Consider the following 21821-nt stretch of genomic DNA (forward strand, 5'->3'; position numbering starts at 1 on the left):
GCATGCGAGATGTCTGATTACTCTCACAATTCGGACAATCCTCAGAAATTGGCGATAAAATAGCTAGATCGCGTGCTTCAAGTTGTACTTTGTGCGCCCTGTTACTGCTAGCCAGACGGGAATCTCATTCCCTGGAGGACCCTTGCTCGAACGCATCAAATCAAAAATTGCCGGACTCATCTCGCTGTTCTGGCGTGAAGTTGCGAAGTTCGGCGTCGTTGGTGGAGTCGCGTTCATCATTGACTCGGGCATCTATGTCTGGCTGCTGCATGGCTCAATGAGCGACTCGCAGGTCAAGGCAAAAATTATTGCCGGTGTCGTGGCAACCATTTTCTCGTGGGTGGCCAATCGCTATTGGACCTTCCGCCATCGCCGCCAAGCCAACGTGGTGCGCGAGCTGGTGATGTTCATCATCATGAATGCCATCGGCCTGGGCATTGCCGCAGCCTGTGTGTGGGTCACCAAATACTGGATGGGCCTGACCGACCCGACCTCGGTGTTCATCGCCGGTTCGGTGGTCGGTTTGATCCTGGGCACCATATTCCGCTTCTTCGCCTACCGGTTCTGGGTCTTTGGCAAGGAAATGGACCAGGAGGAAGAGTTCGCTCACGATCACGAACTTCTCGGACGGCCTAAAACCGATATCGGTGCGGCTGCGAATGGATCCACTGGTCCAACCGATACCGGTTCCACGCCGAAGGTCTTGCGCTAGCTGGCAGGCTCGTAGTCGAAACTGATGCGTTCGCCTTCACGCAGGCGCTCAGTGACTTCCACGCCGTCTTCCACAAGAACCACTGCATCACCGGCTGCCCACTGGCTCACCAGATAGGGGAGGAGGGGCAGCAGCGGTTGCTGTGCGCGCACCAGAATGGTGCCCCGTGCTGGAACGGAACTCCCAAAAAGCTCATTGAGCGTCATAGCAGAACCGCCAGTGGCGGCCAGTGCCGTTGCGGAAGAAGCAACAGCTGACGGGTAGAACTGGTCGCCATATGAACGCACCGAAGCATTAAAGTCCTCTGCGACGGGGCCGAGATCCGAGCCGAAGGACAGCGCGAGAGCTGCCGGGTTCACGGCGAGGATTTCACTGCTTGCGGGAATGCGTTCATCATTGGGTTCGGAGCTGATCCACAGCGCGGCATGAGCTGCGTCGCTGTGTTCGGCGTCAACGAGTGTAGCGCCATGGTGCAAAGCAGCCAGAGCGAGCACCACGGATTTCCAGTGCGGGGCGAGATCGATGACGACGGTGGTCTCTTCGTCGAGGTCAAAAAGATCACTGAGCAAATTGGCGCTTTTAGCTACCCAATTGTCAAAAACTCGACCGGAGAGCTCGATGCGCTCACCGCTCAGTGAATGCCACGTCAGCCACGGCGAGGCCGAGGCCCGTCGCGGTGCAAGTAGATCCTCCACGAAAGTTCGTTGTGGTTGAATGCTGCTCATTGAACGTCCTTTGAAATTAGATACTGAGAATTCACCGAGAATTCAAGCAAGTGAAGACTCGCCCGTCTCATCTGCCTGTTTTGACGGCGTGTTGTGCCGAGAGTTTCCTGAGAAGTCTTCTTAGAATGACCTCCCCACTTGACTCTAGCGGAGTTACACGGATGTAATTAGAGTGTGAGTCCGGCAGGATCCCTCACATTCTCTAGATTGATGGAATAAATGCTGCCGGATGGGTAGGGACCATAGATGGCCCAATCCACTCAAACCAATCGAAAGGTCAACATCACCATGGCGAATCTGGAGCAGGGGTACTCCGAATTTTCGACCTCGGCTGTTGCGTCCGCTCAGTACGGGCTCGAAGACGCACCGTCTGACTGGTTTGTCGACCCTCAAGCCGGTGAGTCCGCACGTGTTGCAGTAGCAGCCGATCTGGAGACCGCGGCCGACAACTATCTCAAAGAGCACGACGCGGAACTGGACGCTGAAGAAATTCCTTCAGTTGGTTCCTGGGCGCCGGAGCTCGATGAGGACGATGAAGTACGCGACACCATCAAGGCAGTATGGCTCGGTGTTGGCGGCGAAGTTGATGAAGGCGAACTGGGCTGGCAGGCCCGCGCGCTGTGCGCGCAAACTGACCCTGAAGCGTTTTTCCCTGAAAAGGGCGGCTCGACTCGCGACGCGAAACGTGTCTGCGGCGCATGTGTTGTCCGTTCTGAATGTCTAGAATATGCCTTGAGCAATGATGAGCGCTTCGGCATATGGGGAGGGCTCTCAGAGCGCGAACGTCGCCGTCTACGGAAACGAGCAATCTAATTCGTCCGCCAATTCACGTCACCGCCATCGTTGCTTCGCACGATGGCGCTGACTTTTTACCACGCACCTTAGCCGCGCTGCGCAACCAGTCCCGGCCTATTGAACGATTTGTCGGAGTCGATGCTTCTTCCTCCGATGCTTCCCTGGAGGTGCTCCAAGCCAATCTGCCTTCCAACGCAGCCCTGCTGGTAGCCGAGGAAGGGTCCTTGGGCCTGTCTCTGGAATTGGCCGTTTCACAACTGCCAGAAGCTCGGCAAGACCGTGACGAATGGCTTTGGATCATCCACGATGACTCCATGCCGGCGCCCGATGCACTTGAACACCTGACTCGTGCCGTTGAAGCATCCGAGTCCGTGTCCATCGCCGGATGCAAGTTGTTGGATATCGACAACCCCCGGCACCTGGCCGAAGTCGGCCTGAGCGTAGACCGCAAGGCCCAGCGGCTGACCATGATCGATACCGACGAAGTCGATCAAGGGCAGTACGACGGCCGCAGCGATTACTTTGCCGTTTCCTCGGCGGGCATGTTCATCCGGCGCGAAGTATTCGAGGACCTCGGCGGATTTGATCCTGCCATTCCGGGCCGTGGCGACGACGTGGATTTGTGCTGGCGAAACCGCCTGGCCGGGCACCGCGTAGTAGTGGTTCCGATAGCAAAGATGTACCACCAGGTCGAGGTTGTCGACTCCCTGGCTGGACCGCGCGAAGCGAAGCGTTCAGAAGTTTTCCAGCGCTTGAAGTTCGCCTCGCCGCTGGCATTGCCGTTCTTGTGGGTCGGCCTGCTCCTTGGAGGCATTGGCCACTTCTTGCTGGCCCTGCTCGCCAAGGATCCTGGCCATGGATTCAGCCACCTCGGTGCCGTCCTGCGTGGCCTGTTTACCCCAGGCAAGCTGGCGGCCTCGCGCCGCAATGTCGCACAGATTCGCCAGATTCCGCGCCGGCAGGTACGCAAGCTGATGACCTCGGCGGCCCAGGTTCGCGAATACCGCCGCAACCTGACTACCGGTCGCGACGACACTGAAGTCTATGGCGACGGCAGCGGCGCCGACGCCATGGTTGAGCCAAGCGGCGACAACTTCTCGGACTTCGTCCGCATCGCCCGCCCACCACGCACCACTGCGGTGCTCTCCTTGATCCTTGCCCTGTTGCTTTCGGCAGCTGCCTCGCTGATTGCCTGGCGCAATGTGCTCGGCGCTTCGGCCCTCTCCGGCGGCGCCTTGCGCCCGTTCTCGCAGAGCACAGAGGAAATCGGCGCCAATGCGCTGTCGTGGTGGCAAAGCATCTCCACCGGAGCGGGCGCGCCGCCAGATAATTCGGACGTGCTGTTCTGGCTCTTCTCGCTGGTCACGTTTGGCCACGCGAATCAAGCATCGCCCTACTTGTTCCTCGCCGCCATGCCGCTTGCCGCGCTGTCCGCCTGGTGGGGTATCGGCGCGGTGAGCCGCTCGCGCGCCGTGCGATTCTTCGCAGCACTTATTTGGGCGTTCCTTCCATCGCTGGGCTCCTCCTTGGCATCGGGCCGAATTGGCTCGGCCATGGTGCACATTCTCCTTCCGGTCTTTGTGCTCGCTGTCATGCGTTCCGTGAACGCACAGGTAGCCGTTGAAGGCGCCAAGCCCAAAACCCCCAAGCAGCAATCCGTATCCGCATGGACCGCATCAGCGTCTGCCGCCTTGCTGCTCTGGGCCATTTCCGCCGGCTCAATGGCATTCTTCCTGACCGCAACCGTGCTGGTCTACGCGCTGGCTCTCTCCTCGCTGCGCCGAGCTCGCAGCCTGTGGTGGATCCCGTTGCCTGCTGTGGTGTGGAACCTTCCTCTGCTGGTTGCCGCACTGGGCGACCCGCGCCTGTTGTTCACCGAGCCCGGTGCTGCGACAGCGTTTTCGCCTGCGTCGCCGTGGCAGATGCTGCTGGGCTTCCCGGAAGCATTTAACCCGGCGGTCGGCCTGGTGGGCTGGGACATCCTGCCAGCCGGTCCATGGGCGCTCGTAGCAGCCCTGCTGGTCGGCGCCCCGGTCATTTTCATGGCCGTTTTTGGCACGCTGAGCTCCGCATTCAGCGTCAATGCCGTCATGCGCCGGAACTCGCGGCGGCTGCTGTGGGGCGCCGTGATCGCTGTGGCCGCTGGATGGGCTGTTGGCTTCGTCCCGGTCACCATGGATTCGCACACTGCGGTCACCGCCTACACCGGTCCGTTTGTTTCCTTTGCGGTTTTCGCGTTGATCGCCGCCGCGGCGAACGCTTTGGCCGCATTGCGGCACGAGGACAAGCCGCGCGCTGTCCGCGCAGGCGCACCCCGCTTGGCCTTGGCCTTGACAGCTGCGCTCAGCGTGGTGGCCGTACTGGCCTCCGGCTCGGTGCTCCTGGCGACTCAGCTGAATCCAGCTGCCGCATCGGAATCCATGGCCAAGCTGGTGAACACCCAGCAGGTTGGCTCCTCGCAGCCGCGCACCCTGCCGGCTACAGCAGCGGATGCGGGCCGTTCGGAATTCCAGGAGCGCACCCTGGTGCTCAGTCCGCGGTCTTCCGGCGAAATCGATAGCCAGCTGGTCTCCGGCTCCGGTGAAACTCTCGATAGCATCAGCCGGTATTCGCAGGTCAAGCAGCTTCGGGGAAGCATGCTGGATCCAGAACGCAACGAAAGCTCCATTACCGCATCGGTGCAGAGCAAGGCCGTAGCCATGCTGCTTTCCGAATCGGCACTCGATTCCCGCAAGTCCCTGCGTGAGTTGGGCATCGGCTACATCGTGTTGAACGAAACCGGCGAATCGGTTCCGGCAACCGTACGCGCCCTTGACTCTGCTACCGGATTGGCCGCCGTGGGACAAACCGACAGCGGATGGCTCTGGCGTGTGGACTATGGAACCTCAGCCGGCGCCGAAGGCACCGGTTTTGCCCGCATCGTCGGCGAGGACGGCGCGGTCACCGTGCTTCCTGCCAGCCGCGGCAAGATCAGCAAGGTGCAGATCCCGGCTTCCGATTCGGAACGCACCCTGGTTCTGGCCACGGCAGCAGATCCGAAACTGCGGGCAAGCATCGACGGCGAGCAACTGCGCTCCGTGGCTTACCCGGAGGATTCGGAGACCCGCTGGGCACAGGCCTTCGAGATTCCAGCAGGCGGCGGCGAACTGTCGCTGTCGCACAAGGAAGCCATGGCAATGCCTTTCTTGATTCTGGCTTGCGTCGTCCTGCTGATTACCGTGTTGCTGGCCATTCCGGTGCCAAGCTCGCGGCGTTTCGCGAACTACCGCAATAGCGAGTACCGGTTCCGCGAACCCCGCGCAGAGGACGAAGCACTGGCTGACGCCTCTGAGGTTCTCGCCGCGGCCGAAGTGCACAGCCCCCCTGCGGCCACTGGCATGCTTCCACAGAGCCGACGCGAAGCCCGTGAACGGGCCAGCGAGATCCGAGACAACTTGACCCCGAAGCTCAACGACCGGATATCGGGCGATGACGCCGAGCAGGAGAAGAAGTAGTGAGCGACGAGAAGAACGTGAACTCAGCGGATTCTGCTGACAAGCCTGCCGAACAGGTACCCGCGCCAAAGCCAGCGGCCAGCTCCCAGGGCGCTGCAGGATCCGGGGAACAGGTATCCGCGGCGCTCTCGCGTGCCGAGCAAAAAGCCGCCAAGGCCAAAGCCAAGGTTGATGCCAAGCTCGAGAAAGCACGGGCCAAGGAAGCGCAGCTGCGTGCCAAGGCCGACGCCAAGAATGCGGCCAGGGAACAGAAGTCCCTGGAAGCCGAGCAGGAATCGGCGGCCAAGGCCGCGGCAAAGGCCCAGAAGAAGAACGCATCCCCAGCACCTGCCAAGCCCGGGGCCGAGCCAGCCCCGGCAGTTGAGCCAGCCACTGCTGGCTCGGCAAAAACCGGCCAGGCCGATCAGGGCAGCAAGGCCGAAGCCGAAGAGAAATCCGGGCCATCGGGCAACAGCCAGCCAAACGCCACCACGGCTGCGGCCGGTGCGCCCGAGGCCAAGCCGGAAGCAAAAGACCAGCCGGCCCAGGCAGCCCAGCAAAATTCTGCTGTCGCGCATCCGGCTCATAAGAGCACCGACCCAGCAGCACCAGCTGTGCCCGCGGCAGCTCACGAGCCCAAGGCCGCCCACAAGGCCGAGCCCGAACAGGCTGCCACGCCGGAGAAGCAAAAGCCGGCGGAAAGCAGCAAGGACGCGGCGGCAGACAGCCCGACTGCAAAAGCTGCCGAAGACGCTGGAACGGCAGCAGCTTCGGCTTCGCCATCGACGGAGGCTGCTTCGAAGGAACCTGCGCCGATAGCCAAGGAACCAGAAAACGCCAAGGCCGCCAAGCGCCGCCGCAAGCTGGAAAAGATTCGCGCCGCAGAGGCGGCTAAGGAAGAGCAGGCTCAACAAGCCCAGGCCACCGAAGCTGGCATTGCCAGCGAATCCGCAGCCGGCAGCGTGAACGCACGCCGCAAGAAGCTGGACAAGGCGCGAGCTGCTGCCAGCAAGGATGCTGCCACCGCATCCACCCGCAAGAAAACTGGTGCAGTGCTGTTGAGCCTGGCCGCTGTGCTTGCCGCCAGCGCCGCAGTGGGCGCAGGATCCCTGGTTGCCCCTAAGGCTGCTGAAAAGACCCTGCCGGCCGCGGTGACCAATCTGCCAGCCGGCGATGCCAGCAGCGTCTGCGCGCCCACCCCGAAATTGCTGAAGGGCGTTGACGGAACAGATCCGCAATTTGCCGCGGGCGGCAAGGAAATCTCCAGCAACCTGCGCAGCATCGCCGTCTCCGACTTGGCAAAGCGCATCCCGGGATCATCCTTCGCCAAACTCGATGGAACCTCGGAACGGCCGCTGACCGAGCGCATCGCAGAAGCCCAGGCGCTTGAAGCCCGCGGATCGGATGATGATGGCCAGACCGGGCGCACCAGCAAGGTCTCGACGGTTAATGGCGTCGACGACGCCCAGGTGTACTCGCTGCAGCCGCTGGGCGGCCTGGCCTCTGAAGGCAGCGCCCTGCGCAGCTACCAGGCCAAGGACGGCGACCTGGCGGGCTTGGCGACGGGCACCTGCCAGGCGCCGGCATCAACCTGGAGGTTCACCGGACTGCAAACCAGCACCGGTTCCACCAGCGTGATGAACCTGGCCAATCCGACGCATACCACGGCCCAGGTTTCCTTGCGCCTGCGCGGGCCCGAAGGCCTGATCGACACCCCGACCCTGCAGAGCATCGTGTTGGCGCCAGGGGAGAGCCGCGCTCTCGTACTTGGCGGCTACGCCCAGGATATGGACTCGGTCTCTGCCGAGGTCACCAGCCTTGGCGGCAAGATCACCGCGTCGGTGCAGCAGGCTGCCCTGCGCGGGCTGACCCCATCGGGAGTCGATCTCGTGGCAGCCAACGCCTCGGCCTCGAACACCCAGGTGATTCCCGGTGTTTGGATTGACGAGAAATCGAATTCCGATGCGCTGAGCAAGGACGATGGCACTTTGGTTCCGCAGCTGCACGTCTCGGCCACAGGTTCCTCCGGTGCCGGATACAAGGTCAAGGTGCTCGGCAAGGACGGCGAAGTAGCTGCCAGCTTCGATGACAACCTTGCCGTATCCTCCAATGCCACCGGCGTGCAGAGCCTGAAGCAGCTGGCAAGCGGCTATTACACCATCGTGGTTGAATCGGATGCTCCGGTGACCGCAGCGGTGCGCATGGTCCGCGGCAGCGATCCGAAGGACTCCTCGGATACCGCATGGGCCGCCAGTTCCAACGTGCTGGCCGGAACCCAGGCCATGCCGCTCTCGGCCAATGGGACCGGAAAATTCGCTTTGGCCGCTGTTGATTCCGACTCCACCGTGGAAGCCACCGTGGTGGGCAAAAATGGCAAGCTCAACAAGGTCAAGAAGTTGGCGATCAACGCCGGCTCCAGCATCGTCTTCGACCCGAAAACCGTTGCGGATGACGCACAGGCTGTGATTTTCTCAACCGACGCGAACACGTATATTGGACAGCTGACCCTGGGTTCTGAACGTTCTATTGCCTGGGCTGCCATGCCCCAGGCCAATGCCGGTCGCGACGGCATCGTGGTGAATATCGGCGGGTAGCCTCCCGCCACCAAGGAATAGTTTTATGGTTACCCCCTTCGGCTGGCTTGCCAGCCGAATCTCACTGGAGCGCCGCAGCTTGCGCGCGGCCAGCCTGACCGCAATGATTGCCGCCATCTTGATCATCGTTGGCGGCGGTGTCGTGCGCGTGACCGGTTCGGGCCTGGGCTGTCCCGACTGGCCGGCCTGCACCGACGGGTCGTTGGCGCCCACGGCGCAGATGGGCATTCATGCGACCATCGAATTTGCCAACCGGTTGCTCACCACGGTGCTCTGCGCTGCGGTGGGATGGGTGATCATTGCCGCTCGCCTGCAGCGCGAACCGGTGCCAGCCATTACCCGCTGGGCCTGGGTGCAGTTTTGGCTCGTGGTGCTCAACGCCGTGATCGGCGGGGTCACGGTGTGGGTGAAGCTCAATCCCTTCATGGTGGCAGGGCATTTCCTGGCTGCTACATTGCTGCTCACGGCCGCGGCCATCACCTGGGACAAGACGCAGAACCTGATAACCGGGGAGCATCCGGCCAGCACCGGCAAGCTCAAGGCCCTTGGCACCATCATGCTTGCAGCCAATGCCGTATTGGTCATCGCAGGCACCGCAGTAACCGGCTCCGGACCGCACGCCGGGGACTCGGCCGACGTGCCGCGCATGGGCTTTGACTGGCTGGGCATTACAGTTTTCCACGCCTTGGTGGCGGTGCTGGCCCTGGCAACGGTGGTGGTCATGTGGCGCACGGCGAATCAGCAACAACTAGCCAGCGTGTCCCGCAAGGCGAAAATGTATGTGCTGGTCTTCGCCGGGCAGGGCCTGATCGGCATCGTCCAGGCGCTCACGCACCTTCCCGAGCTATTGGTGGTCTGCCACCTGGTCGGTTCTGCGCTGGTCTGGATTGGCGCGATACGCCTGCTGCTGGCCAGCCATGCACCGCAGCGCTCGGCCGCCGCGGCGGCTCACTCGTAATCAGGGTCGTCGGGGAAATACGACGGGTCGATCTCGTTGATTGGCTTGACCCACAGCTGGGACACCTCGTGCACCACGCATTGATGGACCAGGTCCAGCAGCTCTCCAGGGCTGTCGGCAATCTGCTCGATGGGCAGGCGGAAAATGATGATTTTTGCTCGCTCGCTGGCGGTGGCCGCCACGGAGGACGCCAGCGGGATCCGGTCACCAACGGCCTGGGCCTGGTTGATGAGAGTGTCGCTGGGAACCGGCTCGATCAAGAAGTCGATAAGCTCAATCTTCTGCGGCCAGCGCTCGGAAAGCCGCTGGGCACTGGCCATCACTGCGTCATCGAACCGCTCTTGCCTGCCTCGGTAGGCAGGAAGATGCATCGGCAGCAACGGCCCGCGGCGCCCCCGGCCGTGGCGATTGCGCCGCGGCCCGCTGGGCTGATTCGGCACCTTGGAGTTCATCACCCCAGCCTATCGCCCCGGATGGCCTCTGGCCGCGCATCGGCCCGTAAACACCGCTAGATCCCCGGTTAGCGCCAATGGCACGAGTAGAATGGGAACCGTGGAAGGTCTTCGTCTTTGTTCTCGCCCAGCTTGCCGTGAAGCAGCTCGTGCAACCCTCACCTACGTATACGCGGATTCAACTGCTGTACTGGGTCCGCTCGCGACCTATCCGGAGCCGCACTGCTACGACCTGTGCGCGCGGCACGCCAATCGCCTGACCGTCCCCAGCGGCTGGAACCTGATTCGCGGAGCCATGCCGGATGTGCTGGAGCCCGAAGACGAACTGAATGCGCTGGTGAATGCGGTGCGCGACAAGCAGCCGGCGGCCCGCGAGCCGCGGCACGCCTCAACTTCCCCGGTGGATTCGGTGCGTGCTCGCGAAAACCGCGGCCAGCGCTTTGACTCTCGTGTGCGCCTGGCCGTTTTGCCGGATAAGGAACAGTAAGTACCGTTCCAAGAACTTTTCCCAGCACTTCGCGCCTGTGTCTTAGCCGAAACATGTTTTAGGTGTGGTAATCCGTCGCAAGAGCCTTTCGGGTGGATATGCTGAAGGCGCGTGAGCCCTTCGAGGCTTGCCAATTACCCCAAAACATCACACCATCGCGCGAATTGCAGGAGGTCTGCTCATGGCTGAGGCGGCGAAAAACCCTTCCGGAGGGCAAGGAAATGCGGGCCAGCCCGCATCGGCTGGCCCGGAAGGCGCGCCAAGTCCCAAGGCATCCCTGAGCCAAAAGGCCGAGGAGCTGGCAGCGCGTTTGGAAGCCCACAAGAACCAAGCGCAGGCTGAGGCGGCCAAGGAAACCGTTGCCCGGGAAGCCGCCCGCAAGGAAGCAGTTCGCTTGGCGATGTCCGGCAAATCCGAGACTCCTGCGCAGCCCGAAGCCAGCAAGCCTGCAGCCCAGAAAGCAGCGCCTGCCAAGCCAGCCGCGGCCCCGCCGGCGCAGAAGCCAGCCGCAGCCAAGCCAGCAGCTCCTGCCGCGGCGAATAAGCCCGCGGAGGGGAAAGCGGAGGGGAAAACCGTGGCTGCCAAAACCGCTCCAGCCAAGCCCGCAGCGGCGAAGCCAGCGGCCAAGCCGCAGGCCAAAGAGCCAGTTGAAGACGTGATTCGCGCAATCAAGCTTCCCCATGAACTTGAAGCCGAAAAGAAGACTGCAAGCCAGCCCGAAGCACCGGCAACGAGCGTGCAGCCTCAGGCAGAGGAGCCAGCCACGAACACCGCACAGCAGGTACCGCCGGTTTCGGCGGCTCCGAAAACAGGATCGCTGCCCACCACGAAAGCCGCTGTGGCACAGGCCCGCAATCGCGTCTTCGGCAGCTACGAGCCGGAGCCAGAACCTTCGGAGGCGGCCGTCAAGCGCCGTGTCGCCCGTGAACGCGCCCTGAACTCCAAGCCGCCCCTGGGCCGCACCGCGCAGGTGATAGTAGCACTGGTCTTCCCGCTGCTGACCCTGATCGCTGCCATCCGTCTGATCGCCACCCCTGCCTTCTTGGCGCTGTCCTACGCACGCCCCGGATTCCCCAGCGACAGCTTCGGATTCACCGATGCCGAACGCCTGACCTACGGCAGCTACGGCGTGGACTACCTGAACAACTTCGCCGGGCGAGAGTACCTGGCCGGGCTCAAGCTCTCCACGGGTTCGAGCATGTTCACCGAAGGCGAGGTGCAGCATATGGTCGATGTGAAACACCTGATTGGCTTCGCCTACGTGCTTGGCGTGGTCTTGGCAATCATCCTGGTCATCGGCGTCTGGTACCTCGCCAAGCGCTATGCCGGCGGTGTGCGCAGGGCCCTGTTCTCCGGCGCCATCGTGACCCTGGCAATGATTGCGGTGCTCGCTGTGGCAGCGCTGATGGGGTGGGAAACCTTCTTCACCCAGTTCCACGCGCTGTTCTTCTCCGAAGGAACTTGGACCTTCAGCGTCAGGGACACCCTCATCCGCCTGTACCCCGAGCAGTTCTGGGTTGATAGCGCCATTGGCATTGCCGCCCTGGTGCTGGCAACGGTTCTCGTGGTTCTGGTCAGCTGCTGGCCGACAGGGCGCCGCCGCGAGTCCTCCCGGCTGCGCCAGGAAGCCCGCGCCTTCGGCATCGGCAACTAGGCACCAGCTCAACAAACTGGTTCAGGCGCCGCATCTGCGGCGCCTGAACTGTTTAATTGGCCTCCTACTTGGAGTAGAACTCCTGGATCCGGTCTTCGAACTGGTCGAGGACGCTCTGCCGCTTGAGTTTCAGCGAGCTGGTCAGGTGGCCTGAGGCCTCGGTGAATTCCGCATCGAGGACCACGAACTTGCGAATCGATTCGGCCTTGGACACCGTCAGGTTCGCCGTGTCCACATATTGCTGGATTTCGGCAATGACTTCGGGATGAACTGCCGCTTGCGCCAGCGACAATTCGCCTAGCCCCTTGGCTTTGCCCCACAGGACGAGTTCCTCATGATCCAGGGTCACCAAGGCTGAAATAAACGGACGCTGTTCGCCGACCAGGACGCACTGGGCCACAATGCGCCCGGCACGAACCATCTCCTCCAAGGGACCGGGGGAGACGTTTTTGCCGCCGGCCGTGACAATCAGTTCCTTCTTGCGGCCGGTGACCTTCAAGTACCCGGATTCATCCAGGACGCCGGTATCACCGGTCTTGAAATAGCCGCCAGCGTCGAAGGCTTCCGCGGTAGCCTGGGGATTGTTGTGGTAGCCGGAGAAGACGCCGATGCCCTTGACCAGGATCTCGCCATCGTCGGCGATCCTGACGCTGGTTCCGGGGATGGGACGCCCCACCGTGCCTACGCGGGTATGCGAGGCCTGGTTCACCGTGGCCGGCGCGGTGGTCTCGGTCAAGCCGTAGCCTTCCACCAGCTGGATGCCGGCGCCCCGGAAGAAGTGCGCCAGATCCTGGTTGAGCGCGCTGGCCCCCGAAATTGCGTAGCCGCATTCGCCGCCAAAAATGCCGCGCAGTTTTGGATAGAGCACCTTGTTGAACAGCGCATGCCGGGCGCGCAGGCCCAGGGGCAGGCGTGCCTTGAGTCCACGGGCACGTGCATCGCGGATCTTGGAAACATCGATGGCAGTCTGCTCGGCCTTCAAGAACAGGCCGGCCTTGCCGCTGCTCTCAGCTGTTGCCAGCGCGGTGGTGCGAATCTTCTCGAAGACGCGTGGAACGGCCAACAGGAAGCCGGGCTTGACGGCTGCCATGTCCTGGACCAGATGAGCAATGGAACTTGAATGGGCGATGATGGAGCCGCCGTGGATGCAGGTCTGCTGGACGGCGCGGGCGAGCACGTGGGCCAGCGGCAGGAACATCAGGGTGCGGCGCTGGTCGCCGAGAACTTCGCGCATGTGCCCGGCCAGGTTGTGGGCGACCATGGCGAAATTGGCGTGGGTCATATTGCAGCCCTTGGGGCGGCCGGTCGTGCCCGAGGTGTACACCATGGTGGCTACGTCTTCGAGCTTCATGGACGAGCGGCGGGACTCGATGGCCTGCTCGTTGACTTCGCCAGGCTCCACGAGCAGCCGGTGCAATCCTGCTGAAGGTATCAGCGCCTTGTCGGACTGGTCCGAACCCTCGAAAATATGGATGAGGATCTCTTCGCCCAGCTGCGCGGCGGCCTGCCGCACATTGGCCCGCAGCGCGTGGTCCTCGGCGAAGACAACGCGGGCGCCTGAATCGCGGAGGATCCATTCGATCTGAAAAGGGCTGGAGGTCTCGTAGATGGGAACCGAGACGCCGCCGGCAAACCAGATGGCTTCTTCCGCCAGCGCCCACTCGTAGCGCGTTCTCGAGACGATCGCGACCTTGTCGCCTGGCTGGAGCCCATCATTGATCAAGGTGGTTGCCAGGCGCTTCACGTCGGCGAGGAAATCTCCGGCGCTCACATCGTGCCAGGAGCCCTCGCGCTGCACGCTGAACAACGGCTGGTCCGAACCGCGGGCGACGCGGTCGAGGAGAAGATTCGTCGTATTAACTTCTGGCGCTAATTCAGTAAGCAGCTCGACGGTTACTTCGTGCATGGAAGCTGAACCCTTCGGGAATCGATAATCGTCAACGTGGCCTGGTTCATGGCATCAAGCGCCGATCTGCCCCGGTGCCTAGCCCCAGCTGGGGATCCACACGTGCAGGCGCCAGAGCTCATCTGCAATCATTTCCCCAGACCAAATCGACCAAAAGAAGGCCGATGTGACTAGGAATAACGCAATAACCAGGGTGACCACGATAATGCGTGAGCGGTATACGAGTCCGGAATTCGGCTCACGCGGAATGAACCTGCCAATCATATACGTCAATGAAAGGATCATGAACGGAACCAGCGGCAGGGTGTAGAAGAAGAACATCGTGCGTTCCGGGTACATCAGCCATGGCAGGAAACCGGCCACGGCCGAGGAAAGAATGGCCCCGGCACGCCAGTCGCGGGCTCCGATCCACCACAGGATCAACAGGAACATGCTGATCGAGCAGGCCCACCACAGCAGCGGGTTGGGAAGGTCGGTGATGACTTCGGTGCAGCGCTTCAGATCGCAGCCGTTGACGCCCTTGTCGTAGCCTTCGAAGTAGAACAGCACCGGACGGCCAGCGAAAGGCCACGTCCATGGCGAGGATTGCCATCCGTGTTCTGAACTGAGTCCCGTGTGGAATTCGTAGCCAGCCTGATGATAATGCCAGAGCGAGCGCAGCGGAGCGGGCAGCCAGCTGACGCCGTCGCCGGGATTTTCTTCAGCCCATTGCCGGTAGCGCCCGCCGGCAGTGATCAGCCAACTGGTCCACGTGGACAGGTAGGTGAGCAGCGCGAGCGGGATCATCGTGAAGAACGAGTAGATGCCGTCGCGGGTGAAAGCGGCACGCTGCCAGTGATGAATGCCTGCGGTGCGGCGCGCGGCGAAGTCCCACAGCACGGCCATGATGCAGAAAACAGCCACAAAGGACAGCGCTGACCACTTGATGCCGACCGCCCCGCCGAGCATGACAGCTGCAACCAGGCGCCACGGGCGCCACCACAGCATCGGCCCGTACCCCAGGAGGAATTCATCGGGCCTGTTGCCCCGGGGGACACTGAGCTTGCGAGCCAGTTGGGTCCGTCCATGGATCCGGTCCTTGAGCAACGCGTAAAACGCGGCCAGGACGAAGAACATGAGGAAGATATCCAGAAGCGCGGTGCGTGACATCACGATGGAATGGCCATCGATGGCCATCAACAGTCCGGCGATGCCAGCCAGGATATGCGATCCGAAGAGCAGCCGGGCGCAGAGGGTGACCAGCAGCACCGAAAGGGTGCCGAACAGCGCCGTGCTGAAACGCCAGCCGAAGCCGTTGAAATCGCCAAAGAGCAGCATTCCAATGCCGATGAGCCATTTGCCCAGTGGCGGATGGACCACGAAGGAAGAATCCGTGGTGAGCTGGGGATCCCCGGCGATGAATTGCGCGTCGCTGTCATCGGCCCATTCGCGTTCGTAACCGCTTTGCAGCAGCGAAAACGCGTCTTTGACGTAGTAGGTTTCGTCAAAGATCAACATGTGCGGATGAGCAAGGTTGATGAAACGCAGCAAACCGGCAAGCAACGTCACCGCCAGCGGAATGATCCACAGCAGCGGTCCGCTGAGCGCTACCGTGGGCAGGAGCCGCTGTTTCAGGCTCTCGAAAGTGAAGGCCTGCCGCGTTGAACGGACGTGGCCAATAATCGCGGAGTTAGGTGTCGAGATGCCCATCACCAGATCATGCTACCGGCGTGAAGGGAGGAATGTGGGCTTTTCATACTTCGCGTAGGCTTAAGAATGTGCAGATCTCAGAGAATGAGGGCGTAATCGTCCTCGGCGCTACCCCAATTGGCAATTTATCCGATGCTTCCCCGCGGTTGCGGGAAATGATGGCGACCGCGGATATCATCGCCGCGGAGGACACGAGAAACTTCCACCACCTCGCCCATGCGCTGGGAATCAAGATCACCGCCAAGGTGATGAGCCTTCATGAGCACAACGAAGCACACAAGCTTTCTGAAGTCATCGTCTTGGCAGCCCAGGGGGCAACAATCCTGGTCGTCTCCGACGCGGGAATGCCAGCTGTTTCGGATCCGGGCTACCCGCTGGTGGCGGCCGCGCTCAGCGCAGGCATTCGCGTCACCGCCGTGCCAGGCCCTTCAGCCGTGTTGACCGCGCTCTCGCTTTCGGGCCTGCCGACAGGGCGCTTCACCTTCGAGGGGTTCTTGCCACGCAAGGCAGGGGAGCGGCGCAAAAGGCTGGAATCGTTGCTGGCCGAAGAACGCACCATGGTCTTCTTCGAAGCGCCGCATCGCCTGGGCGATTTCCTGGAGGGCGCCGTCGAAGCCTTTGGCGAAAACCGCCAGGCAGCCGTGGCCCGGGAATTGACCAAAAAATTTGAGGAAGTCCGTCGAGACTCGCTCGGTGCCTTGAAGCAGTGGTCCGAGGATGGCGTGCGTGGCGAAATCGTCGTGGTGATCCACGGCGCTGAAGAAGCAGAACCGGCCACGGTGGATGAGTTGCTGCCCAAGGTTGCGGCACTCGTGGAACAGGGCACTCGAATGAAACAAGCCGTGGCTGAAGTTGCCGAAAAATTTGGCGTGAAGAAACGCGATCTTTATGAGGCTGTCTTGGCCGAACGTCACGAAGCGGATAAATAGCGGAATTCGCATAGGCTGATTGCACAATGAATCTGCGCTTTTATAGTGCACAGGGCGATTTACAGTTCGCTTGTGCCGAGAATAGCGTAGGCATCAACGACGATTAGTTTCATTTATAGTTTCAGGAGATGCGCGTATGTCGATCACTGCCCAGCGCGAAGCAGAACTGCTTGCAAAGGTTCCAACCGGTCTTTTGATCAATGGCGAATGGCGCGATGCCTCGGATGGCGGCACCTTCGACGTGCTGGATCCAGCCACCGGAGAAAAGCTGCTGACCCTTGCCAGCGCCACGAGCGAAGATGCCATGGCCGCTTTGGATGCAGCGGATGCCGTGCAGGCCGAATGGGCCTTGACCGCACCACGCGAACGGGCTGAGATTCTGCGCCGCGCCTTCGATCTGGTCACCGAGCGCAAGGATGACTTCGCCCTGCTGATGAGCCTGGAAATGGGCAAGCCACTGGCCGAGGCCTACGGCGAAGTGACCTACGGTGCCGAATTCCTGCGCTGGTTCTCCGAAGAAACCGTGCGCCACTACGGCCGCTACGTGACCACCCCCGAGGGCAAGAACAAGGTTCTGGTCCACCACAAGCCGGTGGGCCCATGCCTGCTGATCACCCCGTGGAACTTCCCATTGGCCATGGCTACCCGCAAGGTCGGCCCAGCAGTTGCTGCAGGTTGCACCATGGTGCTCAAGCCAGCCAAGCTGACCCCGCTGACTTCCCAGCTGTTCGCTGCCACGATGATGGAAGCTGGCCTTCCGGCAGGCGTGCTGAACGTTGTTTCCGGAGCCTCGGCTTCGAAGATCTCCGGCCCATTGATGCAGGACGACCGCCTGCGCAAGGTCTCCTTCACCGGTTCGACCCCAGTGGGCAAGCAGCTGATGAAGGACGCCGCCGACAAGGTGCTGCGCACCTCGATGGAACTGGGCGGCAACGCGCCGTTCATCGTCTTCGAAGATGCCGACCTGGATGCCGCAGTCGAGGGCGCCATGGCTGCCAAGATGCGCAACATGGGCGAAGCCTGCACCGCAGCCAACCGCTTCCTGGTCCACGCTGATGTTGCCGAAGAGTTCACCGCAAAGTTCGCCGAAGCGATGAAGGCACTGAAGCCAGGCCGTGGCACCGAAGAAGGCACCACCGTGGGACCACTGGTGGAGGAAAAGGCTCGCGACGAAGTTCACGCACTGGTCGAGGCCGCAGTCAGCGCTGGCGCAACTGCTGTTACCGGTGGCGCACCGGTCGAGGGCCCAGGCTACTTCTACCAGCCAACCGTTCTGGCCAACGTAGCCAACGACGCGAAGATCCTGACCCAGGAGATCTTCGGCCCGGTTGCTCCGGTGACCACGTTCACTTCCGAGGAAGAGGCCATCAAGCTGGCCAACTCCACCGAGTACGGTCTGGCCTCCTACATCTACTCGCAGGACTTCAACCGCATGTTCCGCGTTTCGGAGCAGATCGAATTCGGCCTGGTTGGCTTCAACGCCGGCGTTATCTCCAACGCAGCAGCACCATTCGGCGGCGTGAAGCAGTCCGGTTTGGGCCGCGAAGGCGGCGCTGAAGGTTTGGGCGAATACACCACCGTGCAGTACATCGGCATCGCCGATCCATACGCTGCAAAGAAGTAGATCTAAGCATCCAACGATGGGTCGCAGATAATTGATGCCCGGCCAAGTGGCCGGGCATCAACTGTCTGCAGGCTATTTTTTGGCACCATCTGCCGTGGCTCTTTTTCCTGGCGTTGAACGCAACGAGCGCGGGAAAAGGAAACTGAGGATCCGGCGTCCTGCGGGCAGTTCCCCGCGAAGCTGGCTTTGAACCTCGTGCAATGCGTCCAACAATTCAGGCGCATCACCTGCAGGTACATGCCGACCTGCGTAGAAGCTCTGCTCAATAGCGGCCTGGAGCAATTGCAGCGGCTTGGCGAGCCGCGGGTGGTCATCGGCCAGGCGCACGAGATAGTCGCCCACTGATTCATGGACGCCTGCTTCAACTCCAGCATCCATTCCAACACTGAGCAGTTCGGCCCACAATGCTTGTGCCGCATCAGGGGCGCCGGAACGGACCAGGTCCAGGCGCTTTTGCCGGGTGCGTTGCCGGAGCCAAGGACCAACGCATAATCCGGCGGCCGCCAACAAGATAGCCAAGGGCGCCAACCAGATGGCGGTACTGCCATCACGTGCAGAAGAACCCGTCGTCGCCTGAGGCGTTGGATCGGGAGACTCGGAACGAGGCGGAGTGCTGCGCGACGTGGGGACCTCAGGCGCCGTACTCTCTTGAGGCGCTGCGGTACTGGTTGGTCCCGGCGCATAGGTTGGCGTGTAGCCTCGGCCCGGAGTCGGTTCGAAAGGCACCCAGCCCAGCCCGTCAAGATACAACTCTGGCCAGGCATGTGCCTGCTGCCCGCTGACCTCATAGCCCTTGAGCTCGGTGCCCGGCTCCAGCAAGCTGGCGAGCGAGGTTGCAGCATCAGAATTATCAACCGTGATGGTTTCGCCGGTGGCCACGCCAGGGGCGTAGCCCACGGCAATTCGCGAAGGGATCCCCGCCTCACGCGCCAGCAGAGCCATGGCCGAGGCGAAGTGCACGCAATACCCCTGGCGGCGGTTCAGGAAAGCTTTGACTACCTCGGCGTTGGCACCGTCGTAGCCTTCTCGCAAAGGAGTGCGCTCGGAGTAAACGAAGTTCCCGGAGCGGAAGAAATCCTGGAGGGCCACAGCCTTTTCCAAATTGGTCCTCGGCGTGCTTCCCTGGTCGTAGGCTTCCTCCAAAGCCTGTTCGAGCATTGGCTGCAGGGCGTTGTCCGAGTTCTGGGGGAGCTGCGTGTAGTCCGACGATATGAAATCGTTCGTGCCAATGCGCCGCTGATCGAGGTACTCAACCATCTCCGGGGTGATATTCAAGGGCGCATAGGCAACGGTAATGTCGCCGGTCGCGCCAAGCGCATCACCGCTGAGCCGGGCTACCGAGGTTTCAAGGGTCCATTGCCAATCTCCCTGGATACCACTGACCAGATTACTGCGGTCGGGCAACGGCAATAGCGGATTCCTATTGCCCCTCGGCCAAGTCATCTGCACAATTTCCTCGGAGCTGGATAATAGCGAAAAATTATTGTTGACAGCCACGTCGCCCGAATAGTCGGTATGGAACAGGTCCTCGGTCGGTTCCCAGCGTTCATTGGTCAGTTCCATGATGACCTGGGTGCGCAAATAAGGCGCCTTCGAGGCGCTGGTGTAATAGGTCAAGAACGGATCTGACCCATTCGAGCGGAGATCCCGTCCGAGATTGATCAGCGGGTCAACATTGTTGGCCAGCAGGTCCCCGGACGGGCGTTGCCCCTCGGGGAACATGCCGGTGCGGAACCCCGGCATCCACAGGCTCGCGGCAATCAACGATCCAACGCAGGCCAGGGCGGTGATGCCAAAGACTCCCAAGGTCTTTGGCTCGAGGAGCTTGCGCCTGCCCGGGCGAGGCGAAGCCTTGGCGAAGGCGTGGGGCACCAGGGCAGCGTACGCCAATATCCCTAGGACCATAAGTGACAGGTAGCCAATCCCGGCACCTTGCTGCTTGAACAGCGAAGCAACAATCGGGGCGAAAGACAGCGGGATGATCACCAGCAGGGCAGTGCGGCGGAAACTGGCCAGAAGTTCCACCGCAAGGCTCACGCCCAGTGACAGGACCAAAATGCCGAAGTCCACATGGATGGAGCTGGCTACCGGCGGGACTTGCGTGGCCAATTGGAGTCCTGCTTCGGACAGCGAAGAGCGGAACCATTGCAAGGCAGGAAATCCATAGGAATTTGCGGTCATGACGTCGTGGCGCATGATGGCAGCGACGGCGATGAGGACTGCGGCCGGGATCGCCAGCCAGCGAACGACGCGTACGCTCCGGATCGCCCCGCAAGCCAGGTGCAGGGCAATGTTCGGCAGGACGAGGTAGGGGAACCACGAGGTGCCCTCAACGACACCGGTGAGCGATGCCATTCCGGCCAAGACGGCTAAAGCCAGGCACAATGAAGCCAAGATGCGGGGGAGCAAATTCTCAACTGGCGGAGCTTGCTCCAGCGTGAGGCTCTTTTGTTCTTCTGTCTCGCGAGGCGATGGGGCGCCGGCTAGCTGGGAGGTCATTATCCGCCCCACATCCCAGCTGCGCCCATGGTTCCTGGGAGCAGGTGAACTTTCCACCCGGTGCCGGCGAGCTCTTGTTGCACCGAATCGTACCTTTCCGGATGCGCCACGAGAATAAAAACTTCGGCAAGGCGTACCGTGCGGGCCAGAGTGGCAAGCCATCGAGCCTGGGCAACGGTGAGCTCGCCAAAAATCATGATGACTGGTTCGTCCCGGAATCCCAGCAGCTCCTTGTGCAATCCGTCGCCGAATAGCTCTGAGGCGTCGGTATCGGGGCCGCTGGCGTCGAGGGCCAATTCGGCGGTGGCAGCATGGAATGAATCAAAGTCTGAGTCAGCTGCGGCATCCGATGTTGCTTGCCGATGCTGGCTGGTCAGCGGCGCTCCACTGAGATCGCGGAAAGACAGCTGGTAGCCACCGGTCGAATAGCGCAGTCCGATGCCGCTGGCCAGCGACAAGGCCGTTTCAAAACGGCGGCTACTTGGCAAGTCTTCGTTCGACCCGCCGGGGATGGACAGCCGAAGATCCACCCCGCTGTGGCACCAATGCTCAAATTTTGTGTCCAGGATCAGGAGCGCTTGAGCGGTGGCGACATGGTTCTCCTGCCGAACCATGAGCTTGCCTTGCCGGGCGCTGGCCTTCCAATGGACCTGCCGGATCGAATCACCTTGCTGGTAGTCGCGAATGGCAACGTCATAGTAATCGGCGGTGGTGCTGCGCGAATGCCGCGCATCACCGGTGAGCATCTGCTCTCCAAGGGAAGCCAAGCGGTGCAGATCCATGAGTTCCGCGCGGACCGGGACCTCCAGGGTGTCGCCGGTGTTGACCATTCCCCGGACCAATCCCAACGTGTCAGAAACGATTTGCTGTGCCGGGCCCAGCTGATGGATGCCGCGCCTGCCAAAGATCAATTCATATTCCAGTTCGCCAGGGGTGTCGAGCATCGGGCCGCGCCCGAAACCTTCTGGAAGCTGTTCCTGGATGGTTGCCGGTTCCAGGCAATGCAATTGCACTTTGCATACTTCGCCAGCACTGGGAACCGTGGATAGCAGCTGTCGCTGGATTCGCGTGCGCCCTCGCAGGCCCAGTGCGAGGGCCCAGCTAATGCCGGCCAGCACAACGAGGCTGATGCCCAATGCCATCAATTCATGGCGGCCGAACATGAAGGCGAGGAATACCAGGAAGATTCCTGCGCCGAGCACGCACCATCCGCGCACGGTGAACAGGTCCAGCCGCAACCGGCGCAGAATTGCAGGTGTCGAATTTTCTGAACGAACCCACGACAAAGCATTGCGGGAGTCGAAACGAGGTATCTTCTCCATGC

At 61.7% G+C, this 21821-nt stretch carries 15 protein-coding genes; 9 read left to right on the forward strand and 6 right to left on the reverse strand.

Translation table 11 applies throughout. The annotated features are described in order from the left end of the window. Nucleotides 1-142 precede the first annotated feature (142 nt). The gene (locus AOZ07_RS04280) at nt 143-712 is read left to right on the forward strand and encodes a GtrA family protein (RefSeq protein ID WP_060700865.1); all 570 of its coding nucleotides are present in this window, start codon (nt 143-145) and stop codon (nt 710-712) included. Here the strand turns inward: AOZ07_RS04280 and AOZ07_RS04285 are convergent. Next, entirely contained in the window at nt 709-1437 is a 729-nt protein-coding gene (locus tag AOZ07_RS04285; RefSeq protein WP_194943794.1) for a TIGR03089 family protein, read from the reverse strand. The two genes, AOZ07_RS04280 and AOZ07_RS04285, sit on opposite strands and share 4 nt — an antisense overlap. A gap of 288 nt (nt 1438-1725) precedes the next feature. Here AOZ07_RS04285 and AOZ07_RS19180 point away from each other — a divergent pair, with 288 nt between their 5' ends. The 4 genes from AOZ07_RS19180 to AOZ07_RS04305 are packed head-to-tail and all read left to right on the forward strand — an operon-like array spanning nt 1726 to nt 9257. Next, the gene (locus tag AOZ07_RS19180) at nt 1726-2250 is read left to right on the forward strand and encodes a WhiB family transcriptional regulator (RefSeq protein WP_075972560.1); all 525 of its coding nucleotides are present in this window, start codon (nt 1726-1728) and stop codon (nt 2248-2250) included. Further along, the gene (locus AOZ07_RS04295; protein ID WP_075972415.1) at nt 2196-5726 is read left to right on the forward strand and encodes a glycosyltransferase family 2 protein; all 3531 of its coding nucleotides are present in this window, start codon (nt 2196-2198) and stop codon (nt 5724-5726) included. The genes AOZ07_RS19180 and AOZ07_RS04295 overlap by 55 nt, the downstream gene beginning before the upstream one ends. Continuing rightward, nucleotides 5726-8299 carry a DUF5719 family protein gene (locus AOZ07_RS04300; RefSeq protein ID WP_060700868.1) on the forward strand — a complete coding sequence of 858 codons (2574 nt, stop codon included), beginning with the start codon at nt 5726-5728 and terminating at the stop codon, nt 8297-8299. Before AOZ07_RS04295 ends, AOZ07_RS04300 begins: the two co-directional genes overlap by 1 nt. A 25-nt stretch (nt 8300-8324) precedes the next feature. After that, a complete protein-coding gene (locus AOZ07_RS04305) occupies nt 8325-9257 on the forward strand; it encodes a COX15/CtaA family protein (protein ID WP_060700869.1) in 933 nt (310 codons plus the stop codon). On the opposite strand, the gene AOZ07_RS04310 is transcribed toward AOZ07_RS04305, so the two are convergent. After that, entirely contained in the window at nt 9248-9709 is a 462-nt protein-coding gene (locus AOZ07_RS04310) for a metallopeptidase family protein (protein WP_060700870.1), read from the reverse strand. The genes AOZ07_RS04305 and AOZ07_RS04310 overlap by 10 nt on opposite strands. Before the next feature lie 91 nt (nt 9710-9800). Here AOZ07_RS04310 and AOZ07_RS04315 point away from each other — a divergent pair, with 91 nt between their 5' ends. Together AOZ07_RS04315 and AOZ07_RS04320 are read left to right on the forward strand one after the other, a co-directional pair. Then, entirely contained in the window at nt 9801-10196 is a 396-nt protein-coding gene (locus tag AOZ07_RS04315) for a DUF3499 domain-containing protein (RefSeq protein ID WP_060700871.1), read from the forward strand. Between the two features lie 181 nt (nt 10197-10377). Continuing rightward, entirely contained in the window at nt 10378-11850 is a 1473-nt protein-coding gene (locus tag AOZ07_RS04320; RefSeq protein WP_060700872.1) for a TIGR01906 family membrane protein, read from the forward strand. Nucleotides 11851-11914: 64 nt separating this feature from the next. Here AOZ07_RS04320 and AOZ07_RS04325 read toward each other — a convergent pair whose 3' ends face one another. After that, nucleotides 11915-13756 (reverse strand): AMP-dependent synthetase/ligase, encoded by a 1842-nt coding sequence (locus AOZ07_RS04325; protein WP_060700873.1) that lies wholly within the window; start codon nt 13754-13756, stop codon nt 11915-11917. Between the two features lie 78 nt (nt 13757-13834). Continuing rightward, nucleotides 13835-15445 (reverse strand): dolichyl-phosphate-mannose--protein mannosyltransferase, encoded by a 1611-nt coding sequence (locus tag AOZ07_RS04330; protein WP_060700874.1) that lies wholly within the window; start codon nt 15443-15445, stop codon nt 13835-13837. Between the two features lie 68 nt (nt 15446-15513). On the opposite strand from AOZ07_RS04330, the gene rsmI reads away from it, so the two are divergent. Continuing rightward, on the forward strand, nt 15514-16374 hold the full coding sequence (gene rsmI / locus AOZ07_RS04335) for a 16S rRNA (cytidine(1402)-2'-O)-methyltransferase (RefSeq protein WP_417935206.1): 861 nt from the start codon (nt 15514-15516) through the stop codon (nt 16372-16374). Between the two features lie 136 nt (nt 16375-16510). Then, nucleotides 16511-17998, forward strand: a complete 1488-nt coding sequence (locus AOZ07_RS04340) for an NAD-dependent succinate-semialdehyde dehydrogenase (RefSeq protein ID WP_060700876.1) — start codon at nt 16511-16513, stop codon at nt 17996-17998. Nucleotides 17999-18070: 72 nt separating this feature from the next. Here AOZ07_RS04340 and AOZ07_RS04345 read toward each other — a convergent pair whose 3' ends face one another. Then, complete coding sequence (locus tag AOZ07_RS04345) at nt 18071-20497, reverse strand: transglutaminase TgpA family protein (protein WP_060700877.1); 2427 nt, start codon at nt 20495-20497, stop codon at nt 18071-18073. After that, nucleotides 20497-21819: a DUF58 domain-containing protein gene (locus AOZ07_RS04350; protein WP_194943795.1), complete on the reverse strand. Its 1323-nt coding sequence runs from the start codon at nt 21817-21819 to the stop codon at nt 20497-20499. The genes AOZ07_RS04345 and AOZ07_RS04350 overlap by 1 nt, the downstream gene beginning before the upstream one ends. Between the last annotated feature and the right edge of the window lie 2 nt (nt 21820-21821).

Origin of the sequence: Glutamicibacter halophytocola, from assembly GCF_001302565.1 — a bacterium.
In the GTDB taxonomy this organism is placed as follows: Bacteria; Actinomycetota; Actinomycetes; order Actinomycetales; family Micrococcaceae; genus Glutamicibacter; species Glutamicibacter halophytocola.